At 71.1% G+C, this 14600-nt stretch carries 15 protein-coding genes; 5 read left to right on the forward strand and 10 right to left on the reverse strand.

The window, feature by feature from the left end; translation table 11 throughout:
* The first annotated feature begins 66 nt into the window (after positions 1 to 66).
* Together ACFRCG_RS25940 and ACFRCG_RS25945 are read left to right on the forward strand one after the other, a co-directional pair.
* On the forward strand, positions 67 to 1662 hold the full coding sequence (locus ACFRCG_RS25940; RefSeq protein ID WP_380035518.1) for a protein kinase: 1596 nt from the start codon (positions 67 to 69) through the stop codon (positions 1660 to 1662).
* Between the two features lie 279 nt (positions 1663 to 1941).
* A complete protein-coding gene (locus tag ACFRCG_RS25945; protein ID WP_380035699.1) occupies positions 1942 to 3090 on the forward strand; it encodes a hypothetical protein in 1149 nt (382 codons plus the stop codon).
* Positions 3091 to 3426: 336 nt separating this feature from the next.
* Here ACFRCG_RS25945 and ACFRCG_RS25950 read toward each other — a convergent pair whose 3' ends face one another.
* The 3 genes from ACFRCG_RS25950 to ACFRCG_RS25960 form a co-directional block, all read right to left on the reverse strand.
* Entirely contained in the window at positions 3427 to 4611 is a 1185-nt protein-coding gene (locus ACFRCG_RS25950; protein ID WP_380035521.1) for a ricin-type beta-trefoil lectin domain protein, read from the reverse strand.
* Positions 4612 to 4869: 258 nt separating this feature from the next.
* Positions 4870 to 5079, reverse strand: coding sequence for a DUF1737 domain-containing protein (locus tag ACFRCG_RS25955; protein ID WP_380035524.1), 210 nt, complete (start codon positions 5077 to 5079; stop codon positions 4870 to 4872).
* A gap of 418 nt (positions 5080 to 5497) precedes the next feature.
* Positions 5498 to 6424: an endonuclease/exonuclease/phosphatase family protein gene (locus ACFRCG_RS25960; RefSeq protein WP_380035527.1), complete on the reverse strand. Its 927-nt coding sequence runs from the start codon at positions 6422 to 6424 to the stop codon at positions 5498 to 5500.
* A 439-nt stretch (positions 6425 to 6863) separates the two neighbouring features.
* On the opposite strand from ACFRCG_RS25960, the gene ACFRCG_RS25965 reads away from it, so the two are divergent.
* Positions 6864 to 7526 carry a hypothetical protein gene (locus tag ACFRCG_RS25965; protein ID WP_380035530.1) on the forward strand — a complete coding sequence of 221 codons (663 nt, stop codon included), beginning with the start codon at positions 6864 to 6866 and terminating at the stop codon, positions 7524 to 7526.
* Between the two features lie 59 nt (positions 7527 to 7585).
* Here the strand turns inward: ACFRCG_RS25965 and ACFRCG_RS25970 are convergent, their stop codons facing one another.
* Positions 7586 to 8191 carry a dihydrofolate reductase family protein gene (locus ACFRCG_RS25970; protein ID WP_380035532.1) on the reverse strand — a complete coding sequence of 202 codons (606 nt, stop codon included), beginning with the start codon at positions 8189 to 8191 and terminating at the stop codon, positions 7586 to 7588.
* A gap of 221 nt (positions 8192 to 8412) precedes the next feature.
* Between ACFRCG_RS25970 and ACFRCG_RS25975 the strand changes: the two genes are divergently transcribed.
* Positions 8413 to 9060, forward strand: coding sequence for a TetR/AcrR family transcriptional regulator (locus tag ACFRCG_RS25975; protein ID WP_380035535.1), 648 nt, complete (start codon positions 8413 to 8415; stop codon positions 9058 to 9060).
* A complete protein-coding gene (locus tag ACFRCG_RS25980; protein ID WP_380035538.1) occupies positions 9057 to 9470 on the forward strand; it encodes a Dabb family protein in 414 nt (137 codons plus the stop codon). The genes ACFRCG_RS25975 and ACFRCG_RS25980 overlap by 4 nt, the downstream gene beginning before the upstream one ends.
* Before the next feature lie 62 nt (positions 9471 to 9532).
* Here ACFRCG_RS25980 and ACFRCG_RS25985 read toward each other — a convergent pair whose 3' ends face one another.
* The 6 genes from ACFRCG_RS25985 to ACFRCG_RS26010 form a co-directional block, all read right to left on the reverse strand.
* Positions 9533 to 9997, reverse strand: a complete 465-nt coding sequence (locus ACFRCG_RS25985; RefSeq protein WP_380035541.1) for a GNAT family N-acetyltransferase — start codon at positions 9995 to 9997, stop codon at positions 9533 to 9535.
* Positions 9998 to 10135: 138 nt separating this feature from the next.
* A complete protein-coding gene (locus tag ACFRCG_RS25990) occupies positions 10136 to 10705 on the reverse strand; it encodes a GNAT family N-acetyltransferase (RefSeq protein ID WP_380035544.1) in 570 nt (189 codons plus the stop codon).
* Positions 10706 to 10876: 171 nt separating this feature from the next.
* Positions 10877 to 11629 carry a ferredoxin gene (locus ACFRCG_RS25995; protein WP_380035547.1) on the reverse strand — a complete coding sequence of 251 codons (753 nt, stop codon included), beginning with the start codon at positions 11627 to 11629 and terminating at the stop codon, positions 10877 to 10879.
* Positions 11626 to 12441, reverse strand: coding sequence for an ABC transporter ATP-binding protein (locus ACFRCG_RS26000; protein ID WP_380035550.1), 816 nt, complete (start codon positions 12439 to 12441; stop codon positions 11626 to 11628). Before ACFRCG_RS26000 ends, ACFRCG_RS25995 begins: the two co-directional genes overlap by 4 nt.
* Positions 12438 to 13523 carry a FecCD family ABC transporter permease gene (locus tag ACFRCG_RS26005; RefSeq protein ID WP_380035553.1) on the reverse strand — a complete coding sequence of 362 codons (1086 nt, stop codon included), beginning with the start codon at positions 13521 to 13523 and terminating at the stop codon, positions 12438 to 12440. The genes ACFRCG_RS26000 and ACFRCG_RS26005 overlap by 4 nt, the downstream gene beginning before the upstream one ends.
* Positions 13520 to 14590 (reverse strand): ABC transporter substrate-binding protein, encoded by a 1071-nt coding sequence (locus tag ACFRCG_RS26010; RefSeq protein WP_380035556.1) that lies wholly within the window; start codon positions 14588 to 14590, stop codon positions 13520 to 13522. The genes ACFRCG_RS26005 and ACFRCG_RS26010 overlap by 4 nt, the downstream gene beginning before the upstream one ends.
* Between the last annotated feature and the right edge of the window lie 10 nt (positions 14591 to 14600).

Genomic DNA, 14600 nt, shown 5'->3' on the forward strand with positions numbered 1-14600 from the left:
GTCGCGAAGTCGGTCCGGCCGCAGCGGGGCCGGAGTTCGTCGAGGAAACGAAGAGTGATGCCGAGGATGGATCAGCCCGCACCGCCCCCGCTCGACATACCCACCGGCCTGGTGGTCGCCGACTGGCGGGTGACCGAACCGATCGGGTCCGGCAGTTGGGGCAGCGTGTACGCCGCGGAACGGACGAGCGACGGGGCACCCGTCGCGATCAAGTTCCTGCGTACCGACCTGCTCACCCCGGGCCAGCGCGGCTCCATGGACGAACTCGTCGACCGCGAGGTGCACTTCAGCCGGACCGCGGACCACCCGAACCTGGTGCGCACGCGCGCCGTGGTCACCGTCGACGATCCCGACCACCCCGAACTGCGCTCCGTGGTCGGCCTGGTCATGGATCGGGCCGCGCGCAGCCTGCGCGACGTGTTGGACAGCGCCGAATCCGGGCTCGAAGTACCGGGCGCCGGCCGGATCCTGCGCGGTGTGGCCGCCGGATTGGCACACATGCACGAACACGGCCGTGTACACGGCGACCTGAAGCCGGCCAACACCCTGCTCTCGGCCACCGGCGACGTCTGGCTCGCCGACTTCGGACTCACCGCCGAACTCGACGGCACGCACGCCTACATCCCACCCCTCGGCTCGCTCGACCACGTGCCGCCCGAGTGGTGGTCGGAACGCACCGGCGAGCGCGGCACGGTGATCCGCGCCACGGCCGACGTCTGGGCGTTCGGAGTACTCGCCCACCAAGTCCTGACCGGCGGACTGCACCCGTTCGTCGGCAGCAACGCCCGGGCCCGCGCGCTCGCCGCCCAGGCCTACGCCCGCGGGGTCAATCCGCTGCGCCTGGACGACCGGGTGCCCCAGGAGTGGCGGCGGCTGATCACCGAATGCCTCGCCCCCGACCACGAATCCCGCTCCCGACTCGACGCGGCGGAGATCGACGAGCGGGTGCGGGCGCTGTCCGGCGCCGCCAGGCCCCGGCGCCGACGCCTGGTGACGGCCCTGGTGGTGGCCGCCGTGGCCCTCGCCGGGGTGGGCGTGGGCCTCGGACTGCGCGGCGACGGCGACCACGACACGCGGGCCGAGGCGGCCTCGTCCGCCGCGGCGAGCGGGCCGGCCGCCTCCACCGGTGCTCCCGCCCCCACGGCGGTGCCGGGCCGGGTCGCCGGGGACATCCCCGCCGGATCCGACGTGCCCGCGGAATTGCGGCCGGTGATCACCAACGCGGCCCAGCGCTGCACCGAGGCCGAGGTCACCCCGGCGCTGCTCGCCGCGATGCTCAAGGCGGAGAGCGGCTTCGACGCCCGCGCGGCGCGACCCGAGAGCGACGAGTACGGGATCGCCATGTGGACGCCGCGGGTGTTCAACGCGTGGGCGGTGGACGGCGATCGGGACGGTCGCAAGGACTACATGTCGCCACCCGACGCGATCGCGACCATGGGCGTCTACGTCTGCTGGCTGGCCCAACACATCAAGCAGGAAGGGCTGCGCGAGGACGTACCCGCCCTGACCGTGGCCGCCTATCGCACCAGCGACCGCACGGTCCGGGAGGCCAGGAGCGTGCCCCCGCGCACGCGCGCACACGTGGACCTCGTGCTGCGCTACCTGGCGGAGTACACCGGCACGCCGCCACCTTCCTCCGCACCGACTGCGCCGTCCGGCTGAAACCGCCGGCCGGCCGGCGACCCTGACATCCGTCAGGGACCGTTCGCCCCGCGCCCCGCCTACCGTTTCAACCAGCGAACGGGTCGGCGGGAACGGGGGACGAACATGGCGGATCGCAGGCGAGACGCGGCCGCGCCGATCCGCGCGGTCGTTGATCTCGGTCGCGACGGCCGTTCCCGTCGCCCAGGCGGCGCAGAACGGATCCGCGGCGTTCGGGTGCGGGGGCCTTCGCCGACGGCGGGATCCACGCCTGGTCCGATCCGAACCTTGCCGACCCGGATGGTGGGCCGACTGCTCGCGGTGCCGGTGCTGTGTGCCGCGATCGTGGCCGGGGTCTGGAACGGGAGCCCCGCCGCCGCCCGGCCGGCGGCTTCGTCCGGCACCGCGGCGAGGCCGAGCGCGATCCAGGTGCCCGCCGGAGTGACCGCCGCAGTCGCCGTGTTCGACCGGCAGACCGGTACGTTCACCGAACAACTCGACGCGAACCGGCGGTTCCGCTCGGCATCGGTGGTCAAACTGCTCATCGCCCTCGACTACCTGTGGAATCGCGGGCCCACGTATGCGATTCCGGCCGTCGATCGACCGGCCTTCGACCGCATGTTGCGCGGCAGCGACGACGCCGCGGCCGGGGACTTGTGGACGCGGGCCGGCTACGGGGCGATCGTCGAGCGCATGGTGACCCGACTGCACCTGGTCGACACCGCGCCGCCGGACGACCCGGGCTTTTGGGGTTACACCGCGCTGTCGGCAGCCGACGTCGTCCGGATCTACCGCTACCTGCTCGACACCGCGCCGGCTCCGGTGCGCGACGTGGTGATGGGGGATCTGCGCCGGTCCACCCGGTGTGCGGTCGACAGCTTCGACCAGCACTTCGGGATCCCGTCCGCCTTCGACCGTCCGTGGGCGGTCAAGCAGGGCTGGTCGGGCTTCGACTCGGGCGGTTGCGGGCCGACCGCCGCCGCGCCCTCGGCCGCTCCCGCCCGTAGGGCGACCACGGCCGGCGGGGTCGACCTGACCAGTCCGGCGCTGCACACCACCGGCACGGTCGGGGCCGGGGACCGGTCGATCGTGGCGGTCCTGACGCTCCATCCGGCGGGCACGTCGTACGGGAAGGCCTACACCGACGTGGGCCGGCTGACCCGCTCGCTGAACGTATCCGGCGCGGTGCGACCGACCGGATCCCGGTTCGGCACGTGGAGCACGGGGGTGCACGTGCGGAAGGGGTCGAACACCGGATCGTCGGTGGTGACGACCCTCCCCGCCGGGGTGGAGGTCCTGGTCGACTGCCAGGTCGAAGGGGAGGAGATCACGGTCCCGCCGTACACCAACCAGTGGTGGGCTCATCTGCCGCAGTACGGGGGCTACATGACCAACATCTACGTCGGTTCACCCGACAACCGACTACCCGACGTGCCGCGGTGTCCGTAATGCAGGCGCGGACACCCAGCACGCACAGAGGGTGGAAGTCCGGCGGTGCGTAACGGGGTTCACACTACGATCCACCCATCGTGGTGACGGACGAGGAAAAACCGGGACGGATCGCCGGAGGGCGAAAGGGCGATGCCGTGGGTCGACCACGGCATCGCCCTTTTTCGCGTCACTGCCAAAGTTGAGGACATCGGCCGGGTAGCGGTGCAAGAGTGGCAGGCGCCTCCATGCCGGCTCGCGTGCAACGCGCGGCTCCGGTCGGGAGCGGCCTCGGAGTCGGTATGGCTTCCGGTCTCGACGGGGCGGGGCCGGAACTCCGACGTCTTCGGCGGTCTTTCAGACCCGCGTGGCGGCGACGGTGGTGGGGAGCGCCCAGCGCTGGGACTGCGAGCCGTCACACGCGGCCAGGTCCAGCCGGGTGCCGTTCGAACCGATGCCCGACGGGTCATGGAGACACAGCCCCGAGCCCAGGTTCCACAGACCGCCCTCGAACGCGGGCAGCCAGACCTGCTGCGGTCCCCCGTCGCACGGATGCAGCGCGACCTGCGTGCCCGTCGTCCCGACGCACATGCCCGCGTGGCTGATCGTCCCGTCGATCCCGGCGGTCCACTGCTGCGCCGCCGACGTGGTGCACGCCTCGACGGTGATCGGGTTGCCGGCCGTGTTCGCGCCGTCGCGGTTGTTCAGGCACGTGTTCGACGCGCCGGAGCGGGTCTGTCCCACCGGATACCCCGGCTCCGACGTCGACGAGAACGATGTCGTGGCCAACCCCGTACCGCCGCTCCACACCTCGAACCCGGCCTCGACCGCGGTCAGGTACCACTCCGGCTTGACCGCCCCGCGCACGACCGCGTCACGCACGAACGCCCGCAGGTCGAGGTCCGTGACGGTGTCGGTCGGGTTCACGAGCCGGTACCCGACGAGCGGCCAGGTCTTGCCGTTGGCGGACATGCTCGTCTGCCACGCGACGTACTGAACACCATTGATGCTGGCGATGCTCCCCGGCGGGCTGTCCGACACCGGTCGCCGGTCGAGCCAGACCATCAGCTCGGCACCGTCGGGCTGCCCGCTGGTGCCGGGCGTGGAGTTGAACCACAGGTCGTACGCCGTGTTGTAGTTCCCCGTCGGTGTCTGCTTCGTCGACCAGCTGGACGTGGCACTGCCGATGTTGTCGACGCGCAGGGGAAGGTTCGTGTTCGACGAACAGGTGTTCCAGTGGCAGCCCTCGAAGATCTCCGGGTAGCTGACCGGACCCTGCGGGGGACTCGCGGACGCCGTCGACGAGACCACGGTGAAGTTCGCGCCCCCGTCGGTGGTCAGGCACTGATCGACGTCGGCGCCGTAGTTGTTGTTGTCGACGATGTAGCGCCCGTTCGCGACGGAGGCTGTCTGGTATTGCCCGCAGAGCGTCTGCGTCTCGGCCTGCGCCGACGTCGGAGCGGTGAGCGTTGCGATCGCGGCCAGGACCAGGCCGGCGAGCCCGAGTTGCTTGCGTCTGCGCGTACGAGTACCGATTGGCATGACGATTGACCTTCCCCGTGGTTCGGTTCCGTCGGATCCGCGACGACCGGGCGGAACCCGCGTATTCGCGTATTCGCGTGGTCCCCCGCAGCCCGAGCGCCGTTGCCCGAGACAACGTACCCGGTCGGCCCCGGAACTCGACCCACGTCCGCGGTGGTCGGACCACGGATCGTGCGCGACGTCGAGGTCCGAGTCACCGGTGGGCGGGACGTGGTCCGACACGTTCGGGTGACCCTGCCCGGACGAACCGTCTTCCGGCTATTGCGGGGCTTTTCCGGGGTTCGTCGTCCGTGTCGGCCAGAGCAGTGCCTGGGCGACGACGACGTTCTCGCCGTCGAAGGTGACGGCGGGGCCTTCGTGCAACTCGTAGCCGAGATTGATGGCCTCGCTCACCCGCCGGCAGAACCCGATGTCGTCCGGCCCGGTGAGGACGCGGTAGATCGGCAATCCGTCGGGCGGCGTGCTCATGAGGGGGAACCTTCCCGGCGCGCCCGCCCACCGATCCGGTGGGACGGTTCGCCCCGATGTCGTGGCTCCCCGGGGTGCTGGGCTGCTGCCACGGCAGGCTCGGGGGCGGTGGCGCGAATGCGTGAAGTGCGGTGGCCGAGGCTCATGGTGGAGGGGTCGCGCTTCTCTCGGGTCCGGGTGGCGGGCCGGTCACGGTGGCGAGGACATCCCTCGGGCAAGGGGCCTGAAGGAAGGTCGAGCGAGAAGTCCATGCGCCATGCGAGGAGGCTACGAACGCCGGCCGGCACGTGGCCAGTGGCACTCGTGCCATGTATCGCCGGCATCGTGCCACATCCGCTGATCGGCCGGGCGGGTATCGAGCCCGTCGGCGGGACGGGAGCCGTGTCATGCACCGCCGGGGACGCGGTGCCACACCTGTCTACGTCGATGTCGGGGCCCAGGTGGCCTGGCCACGCAAGGCGTCGTGATCCGTGATCGCGGGGTCGTGGCCGGTGACGGTAGCGGTGCGGTCGACGAAGTGCGCGGCGCTGACGAACACGTAGTCGAGTTTGACCGGTGTGGCCTTCCCGGTGGCGAACGTGGGCGCGCCGCTGCGGCATTGCGCGGCGGAGGGCGGGCAGTTCGGGGTGTAGTACGCCTTGTCGGTGTCGTCGACCTCCACGAATCGCCCGTGGCCGCCGGTGTGGGAGTACATGCCGTCCAGGCCCGGATGCTCGGGCGTGAGGTTGAGATCCCCGCCGACGATCACCGGCCTGCCCGAGCGCACGACGTTGTCGACGATTGCGGCGAGCCTTCGGTTCTGTTCCACGCCGGCGGCGTCGGGGCTGGGATGTCCGCTGCACGCGTGGACGCGACGATCTCGCAGCACGGTGTCGGTGCACAGCAGGCCGAACTGTTCGCGTGTGGTGCCGGGGGTCGTCAGGTTGTGGAACGTGCCCGGGCCGACCGGGCCCTTGACGAGGACCGCGATGCCTTCGTGGGTACCGCCTCGCTTGTCGGGCCGGCAGCCGGAGCCCTCGTCCAGTTGGCTGTGGAAGACACCGGTGTAGCCGCGTGGACCGAGGTCGGCCAGGAGTGTGTCGAACTGCACACCGCACACCTCGCTCAGGAACACCGCGTCGCTGTTCCAGGCGGTGATCTCTTGTTCGACCTTCGCGACTCGGCGGGTGACCTCTCCCCCTATCGAGGGATCCTCGGTACAACCGCTCCAGCCACCACAGATGTTGTACTGAAGAAAGTGCAGGGGAGATCCGCCGTCCGTGGTGGGGCTCTGTGCGGCGCTTGCGGAGAACCCGGGCACCAGGCAGAGCGCCAATACGGCGAGCAGGAGCGGTCTGGCGCGCACGGACATCCCTTCATGGCGCACGTCGCCGGCAACCGACGCTCGAACACCCGGAGTTCGCGACACGATCGGTTGTCTCGACGTCACCGGCGAGGACATCGACCCATCGACTTTCCCTCGATGATCACACGAACATCTCCGGTTTCCGTGCAGGCGCGACCGACAACCCCGCGAGCGATGGCCGGCCGCCGCAATCGCTCGCCACGCGCCATACATGGCGTGGATGGTCGACATCCTCGCGGCGCTCCGGCTGTGCGGGCGATGCCGGACGCCGTAGATTCGCCCCGTGTCCACGACGTGGCGGTGGGCGGGGCGGCTGGAGACAGGTTTGCGGGACGGCTTTTCCGACGGATTTTTTACCCGGGCGGCACACGAGACGCATCCGGTGGACCTGATGTGTCTGTATCTGGTCCACGGCTCGCTCGATCGTATCCCCGGTCTGTTGGTCGACCGCGAGACGCTGTCGTTCGAGCACCTGAGTCGGCGTGTCCGTGCGGTGAACCGGTCCGGCCATGGCGACGCGGACATGTTCTCGCTCTGGATTCGGAGGAAGGTCCAAGGGCGGCTGTACGGTTTGGAGTTCCGCATCTATTTCAGCGCCGGTGAGCCCTGTGCCGACGCGGTGATTCCGTTCGGAGCACCCGTCGAGTTGCCTCGGTTCCTGCACCACCTTCGCGGCTGCCACGGCTCGGGGGCGGCTTCGGGTGACTGGGACTTCGACGTGTACACCGATGTGCGCGATCTCCGGGAGAGTGTCGTGCTGTTCGGCAACCGGCGCGAAGTCTGGTTCCAGGTCAACCGCGGCCCGGTGGTGGCCGGCGGGTCCCGGTTGACCCCTTGGCACCGGGGGCGTCTGGTGACCGGCCGCCTGCATGGCAACCGGTTCGGGACGAATGCCCGACCGCACGCGGGAAGCGTGATGTTCCCCGACCGCCTCGCCGCCGTCGTGGGTGAATCGGCCGAGGCGCGGGCTTATCGGCGGTACGTGGCCAGGCTGCGCGATCCTCTCCCCTCGTGGCCGGGACGGCCGGTCCCGCCCTACCGGCCCGCCTCGGATCGTTCCGCGCCGCCCCGGCCGCCTTCCGCTCGCCCGTTCGGCGAATAGGCGGCCGTTCGACGTACCGATCCGGCCCCGACCTCGTTGTGGGCGCCAAACTCGTGGGGTCACGCCGGGGTGCCGAGTGGTGGGTGGTCGAGCACGCGGGGGTTGTACTCGACCAGCTGGATGCGGCCGTCGAAGGTGCGGTGATCGATCATCTCGAGGGCGACGTCCGGATAGCCGTCGTAGATGCGTTCTTCGCCCGTGGCGCCGGTGATCACCGGGAACATCACGACCCGGAAGCGGTCGACGAGTCCGGCTCGTAGCAGGGACCGGCACAGGCCGAGGCTGCCGACCGTGCTGAGCAGCCCCGAGCCGCTCGACTTCATGGCGCGGACCGCCTCGACGGCGTCGTCGCGGACGAGCGTGGAGTTGGCCCACGTCAGTGGCTCCTCGAGGGAGGAGGAGAACACCACCTTGGACGCTCGCGTGAGTTCGTCGACGGACGCCTCTTCCTCGGGCCTGAACTCGTCTTGGCCGGCGGGGACCTCGCCTGCGGCGAAACCCGACATCAGGCGGTAGGTGTTCGCTCCCATCAGGTAGGTGGCCTCGGGCTGCTCGCCGAGCCATGCGAGGTAGTCCGGGCCCTCGAGGCCCCAGAACCCGGGCCATCCCTCTCCCGACGCGTAGCCGTCGAGGGAGGTGATGAAGTCGACGAGAAGTTCCGACATGGCGATGTCCTTTCCCAGAGGGTCACGAGCTTGGACCGGTCGGGAGCCGCAAACTCGTCGCCGCGCTGTGGAGTATCGAGAAAACCCATGGACATCGGGACGCCTGCGCGCTCGTCCGTGCGTGTCGGTTGGTGTTCGATGCTCCTCAACTCCCCTTGACAGACTCCGGATTCCGAGAAACGCTAACGACGTTAGATTATCTAACCGCGTTAGGAGTCGGGATGGGAAGGCGGGAGGACGTTCGTCGGCGGACGTTCGCCGAGATCCTGGACGCCGCCGGCCGCATGGCGGAGGCCGAGGGCTGGCAGGCCGTGACGATCCGGCGGATAGCCGCCGAGATCGGCTACAGCGCGCCGGTGATCTACCAGCACTTCGCGAGCAAGGAGGCCGTGCTGCGAACGCTGTTGGAGCGGGCCAACGCGGACCTGCTGGAGCGGATGCGGTCCGCCGTGGTCGGCGAGCCGGCGTCACGAGGGCCGCATCTGGCCGCGGCCGCGTATCTGGAGTTCGCCCGATCGCAGCCCGGCCCGTACCAACTCGTGTCGGGCGGCACCGGCACGGGTGTCGACGCCGCCACCCGCCGCGCGGCCGCCGCCGACGTGCTCGCCTTCACCCGCCGGCTCGTCCACGCGTGGGCGACCGACACCGCGGCCGGGCCGGTCGACCTCGACGACGCCTGCGACCTGCTGTGGGGCACGCTGCACGGTCTCGCCGGCATCGGGTCGATCGAGGACGTCGGATTCGACCGCGCCCTGCACCTGGCCGAACAGGCGGTGTCGGCCCTGCTCGGCTACTGGACCGTCCCATCCACCGACCCCGGCACGCACCACCCGCGCGCCCACCGTCCGAACGTCAGGGGAGAGAAATGATCTACCACCACAACCGTTTCGCCTTCAAGGAGACCGTCACGGCCGAGCAGCGCGAGGAGGCCCTGGCGAGCCTGCGCAACCAGGGCGAGTCGATCGACGCGGTCGTGCGATACGTCGTCGGCAGGGACGTCGGCGGCGACTTCGAGTACGGCGCCGTGTTCGTGCTCGAAGACCTCGACGGGTACTGGGAGTACCTGATGGCCCCCTCCCATGCCCACACCGACCGGATCGGCCTGCCGCTCCTCGAGACCTTCGTCTCCTACGACACCACCGACAGCGACGACCCCGACATCGCCCGCAGGATCGCCGAACTCCACGAACGCCGCTACGCGGGCGACCCGGCCCTCACCAAGCTCGTGGCCGACCTGCCCTCCTACAGCGGCAGCGGGGCACCCACGCCCAACGCGTAAACAATCGTCGAACGACGGGCCGGACGCCCGGTCTTTTCCTCCGGTCGGGATGCCCCGGCGGCTCAGCGGGCCCCACGCTCGTCGGAGAGGCGTAGGTCCAAGATCTCCTCGTCCCCGAAGACTCGGCCTGTGGGGACGAATCCGGCGGAGATGTACAGCGCCCTTGCCGCGACGTTGTCCGCACGTACACCGAGCCGGAGCAGCGGTGCCGAGAACATCTCCCTCACGTGTGTGACGACTTCCCGGAGAGCGGCGCGTCCCAGCCCCCGCGCCTGGTGGGCCTCGTCGATCATCAAGCGGTAGAGCCAGATCTCCCCGTCGTCGGGATCCGGTCCGTACATCGCGAAACCCACCGCACACTCCTCGTGCAGCACTGCCCTCGTCACGAAGCCGGGGAGAAAACGACTCTCCGCGATCGAGTACACGTTGGGTGCGATGAAGTCGCGTTGTTCCCGGGAGACCGTCAGGTCGACCACCTCCTCCCAGTTCGCGTGGTCCAGGTCGGCAAGCCGTACACGAATCGACATGGGGTAGTCATACAAGCCTGCGGGGCGATCGGCATCCCTATTTGGGCCGGTGACCAGTGCAAACGTCACCATCGGGACGGCCCCGGCGTCGAGGAGCCGTGCGGAGCCGCGGGTGTCGGGAGCCCGGAGCGGGGTCGGTCAGGTTTCCAGGATGCGGTCGGCCGGTACCTCGTGGATGATTCCGAGGCCGTCCCTCTCGTCGATGTCCTCGCCCGTCTCGACGAAGCCGAAGCCCCGGATGGTCGCGAGCGACGCGACGTTGTCGGGAGAGATGGTGACCCGGACCACGCGCACGCCGGGCTCCTCGGCCGCACGGACCAGGAGCGAGCGCAGCATCGCCCTGGCGTAGCCGCGACGGCGGGCCTCCGGTACCACCAAGTAGCCGATCTCGACCATGCCGTCCTCGTTCGGCGGGCCGTGATAGCCGGCGTAGCCGACCACCGCGCCGTCCGGTTCGGAGACCGCCGCCCGGGCCACCCAGGGGGCGCTCGCCGGGTCTGCGGTCACCTGGTCGAAGCGCTCTCGCCACAGGCGACGCGCTCGTTCGGACACGAAGAACTCGGGCAGGTCCAGACCGGTTCGCGCGCGGGCCCCGACCAGATCGCCGGCCACCAGGCAGGTCAGCGGTCGGCCCGCCAACAAGACCCAGCGGACCTGCCGCTCGGGGGTGACGAACACGGGTCGGACGGCGTCATCGGGGTTGGTCACCAACGGATCATCGGCGACAACCCCCCGCCCGTCCACCGCATTTCGCCGCCTCCGACGACAACCACCCACTCCCGCGTCGCCGAACGCGCCGGGGCGAATCCGACCCGGGCGGGATACGGCGCGGACCGCGCGCTGCGCCGGTCACCGGTCGCCGCTCGTCGTGCGGGCGCGTCAGGTTTCCGGGTGGGTGCTCGGGTCCCTTCGGTGGCGTGGGAGGCGGTGTGTGGTGAGCGGGCGGTCGTTGACGAGGTGGTCGGTCACGATCGCGGCGATCGTCGGCGGGTCCACGTGGCCGTACCAGACGTCATCGGGCTGCACGGTGACCAATGGGGCCTGGTTGCAGGGGAATTGGCATCCCGTCTGGGTCACGAGGACGTCGTCGTCGCCGAGGCCGTGTTCCATGAGCCGCAGCACCAGTGAGCGCAGGTTGTCGTCCGCGCCCTTGGCCGTGCAGCGTGGCCCGCGGCACACCAGGACCTGGTGTCGGTGGCCGGGGATCTCCTCCCAGGCCGGGGAGGTCAGGCCGGGTTCCTCGCCGGTGATCGCCTTGACGGCCGCCGCGGCCGCGGTCACGGCGGCCGCGGAGTCGGCGAGCCGGGTGGCGACGAGCACCTCGGGGCGATGGCCGGTGCGCTCCCGCCACCAGTACGCCGCGATCCGCCGCAGCCAGGAATGTCCCGGGCCGGTCGGCCCGAGGCGGACCCCGATCAGGACGACGGTCTCGGTGCCCGCGTCGGCCAGTCTGGTCAACTCCGCCGACAGGGACGGCTCGCCCTGTTGCAGGAACGCCGTCGTGGCGCTCGACGGCGCGGCGGCCGCGAGCAGTTCGGTGCGGCGGTCGGCCTCCGTGACGGACATGCCGACCAGGACCGTCGCCCGGCCCGAAGCGGGCTCCGCGGGGGCGCCGTCGTGGTCTTGGTTCATGACTCGATCCCCTCGGGAAGCAGGCCGTTCCATCGGATGTGCGGGCGGTGGTGCAGGGGGTGCCGCTCCACGCTCGCGTCGACGCCGTACACGTGCGCGATCGTGGCGGAGGTGAGCACCTCGGCGGCGGGCCCGTGCGCCACCAGGCGGCCGTCGAGCAGCACCGCGACGTCGTGGCAGTAGGCGGCGGCCAGTTCGAGGTCGTGCAGGGCGGCGACGGTGGTGATGCCGAGTCCGCGCACGGTTTCGAGGAAGCCGAGTTGGTGGCGCAGGTCGAGGTGGTTGGTGGGTTCGTCCAGCAGGAGTACTCCGGGTTCCTGCACCAGGGCGCGCGCGAGTTGCACACGTTGGCGCTCGCCGCCGGAGAGGGAGGACCAGGTCCGGTCGAGCAGTGCGTCGACGTCGGTGGCGGCGACGGCCTCGGCCAGCACGGACTGCTCGTGGGTGGTCCCCGGGCCGGGCAGTACGGGCCATCGACCGCGGTGCGGCGTGCGCCCGAGGTCGATGACCTGGCGGGCCGTCAGCGGCAGCGCGGTGTCGGCCTGCTGTTCCATGAAGGCCACCCGTCGCGCGCGGCGGCGGGCGGTGAGGGCGTACAGGTCGTCGCCGTCGAGCAGGACTCGGCCGGTCTGTGGCCGGCGCAGTCCGGCCAGGGTCCGCAGCAGCGTCGTCTTGCCGGCGCCGTTGGGCCCGAGCAGGCCGGTCGTCCTGCCGGGGGCGAAGCCGAGCGTGACTTCCGTCAGCAGTGTGGCGTCGCCGACGCGCGCGTCGACGTTCTCGGCCCGCAGCCGCACCGGGTTCGCGACGCTCACGGCCGGCCCCCCGCCACGCGCCCGGCTGCCTGGCGCCACAGCAGCCAGGCGAAGAACGGCGCTCCCAGTCCGGCGGTGACGACGCCGACGGGGATCTCCTGGTCCGGGAGCACCGAGCGCGCCACGATGTCGCTGCCCACGAGCAGCGACGCGCCCACGAGCGCGGACATGGGCAGCAGCAGGGCATGGCGCGGGCCGCACACCAGGCGGACGACGTGGGGTACGACCAGACCGACGAACCCGATGACGCCGGTGTTGGCGACCAGGCACGCGGTCACCAGCGCGGCCGCGGCGACCAGGGCCCAGCGGGTGCGTTCGACGTGGACGCCGACGGAACGGGCCGCGGTCTCGCCGAACGCGAACGCGTCGAGGTCCCGCGCTGCCGCGACCATGACCACCGTGCCGACGACGGCCACCGCGGTCAGGAAGACGGCCGTGTCCCACCGCACTCCGGCCACCGAACCCAGCGTCCACTCCATGACGCCGCGAGCGGCGTTGCGGTCGCCCAGGACGAGCACGACGAACGAGGTGTAGGCGCCGCACAGCTGCCCGACCGCGATGCCGGCCAGCACGGTCCGCGAGGCCGGCAGGGTCCGGCTGTGTGCCCCGGCGAGGGTCAGTACGACCAGGACGGCGAGCAGGGCGCCGACGAACGCGGCCGCCGGGAGCGCGCCGACGACCGCGGTGCCGGAGGCTCCGACGCCCAGGACGATCACGGTGACCGCGCCGACGGCGGCGCCGTTGGAGATGCCGAGCAGGTAGGGGTCGGCCAGGTCGTTGCCGGTCAGGGTCTGCAGCACCGCGCCGCACACCGCGAGTCCCGCGCCCGTCGCGGCGGCCCCCAGGACGCGCGGCAGCCGTAGCTGCCAGATGATCCGGTCGTCGAGCGGTGTGACGTCGGCGCCGCCGAGACCGAGCCGGCGCAGGACCACCTCGGCCACGACGTGCGGCGGTTCGTGGACCGATCCCACGGCGAGGCCGAGCAGGACGGTGAGCAGCAGCAGGACCACGGCGGCGGCCAGGGCCACCGCCGCACGACCGGCTCCCGCACGTCGATGGACGGGGCGATCGGTCACGGTCACGGACGCGGTGCCAGGCCGCTCAGGGCGGCCGAAACCCGGACGGCCCCGTCGGCGAGCTGCACGCCGGGGGTCGACTCCGAGAACGGCACGACCACGAACGCCCGATTTCGCACGGCCTTGAGCCTGCTCAGCACGGGGTCGTGTTCGAGGTAGTCGATCTTGGCCTGTGCGGTGTCCCAACCGGCGTCCGCGACCACGATGGCGTCGGGGTCCGCCGCCACCACCTGCTCCCAGCTCGCGTTCTTCCAGCCGCCGGGCAGCGTGTCGAAGACGTTGCGGGCGCCGACCGCGTCGAGCACGAGCTGGGGTCCGCCGTGGCCCGCGCCGACGTACGGGGTCTTCGTACCCGAGTCGTACCAGAGCACGTTCAGGCCCTTGCCCGCCGACTTGGCCGTGACGTCGGCAAGTTGCCGCTGCTGCGCGTCCCGGATGACGGCGGCACGCGGCGAGACACCGAACACCGCGGCGACATCGCCCAGTTCGTCCCACACCGCCTGGAAGGACGCCGGCGCCGCCGGCTTGCCGTCGGCGCAACCCAGCGGCGACAGGTAGGTGCCGATGCCCTGGGAACCCAGTTCGTCCCGCGTGCCCGCCACCTTGTCGGTGAACGCGCCGGCGTAGGAGGCGTAGAGGAAATCCGGGCGCGCCGCGAGGAGTTTCTCCTTGGACGGGTACTTCTCGGAGAGCACCGGAACCGTGTCGTAGGCGGCCTTCCATTTGGCCGGGACCACGTCGTCGAGGTAGGCCGTTCCGGCCATCCGGGACTGCAGATCGAGCGCCAGGGCGACCTCGGTGGCGCCCTGGTTGAGGGTGACCAGCCGGGCCGGCGGTGCGGTCACGGTGGTGGTGACGCCGCACCTGCTCACGCTCACCGGCGTCGGGTGGCCGCTCCCGGCCGCCGCGGCGGGCTTGTCGGGCTCGGGCGCACCCGTACACGCGCCGAGCGCGCCGACGAGCAGGAGCGCCACGGCGGCGAGGCCGGAGCGCGTGGAGCGCCCGGCACGCGGGGGGCGCGGGGGACGGATGAATCGTTCGGCGCGAAACGGGCGCGCGGAAGCGCGGAACACGTGTTCTCCA

It is taken from the genome of Embleya sp. NPDC056575 (genome assembly GCF_042793325.1).
Taxonomy (GTDB): Bacteria; Actinomycetota; Actinomycetes; order Streptomycetales; family Streptomycetaceae; genus Embleya.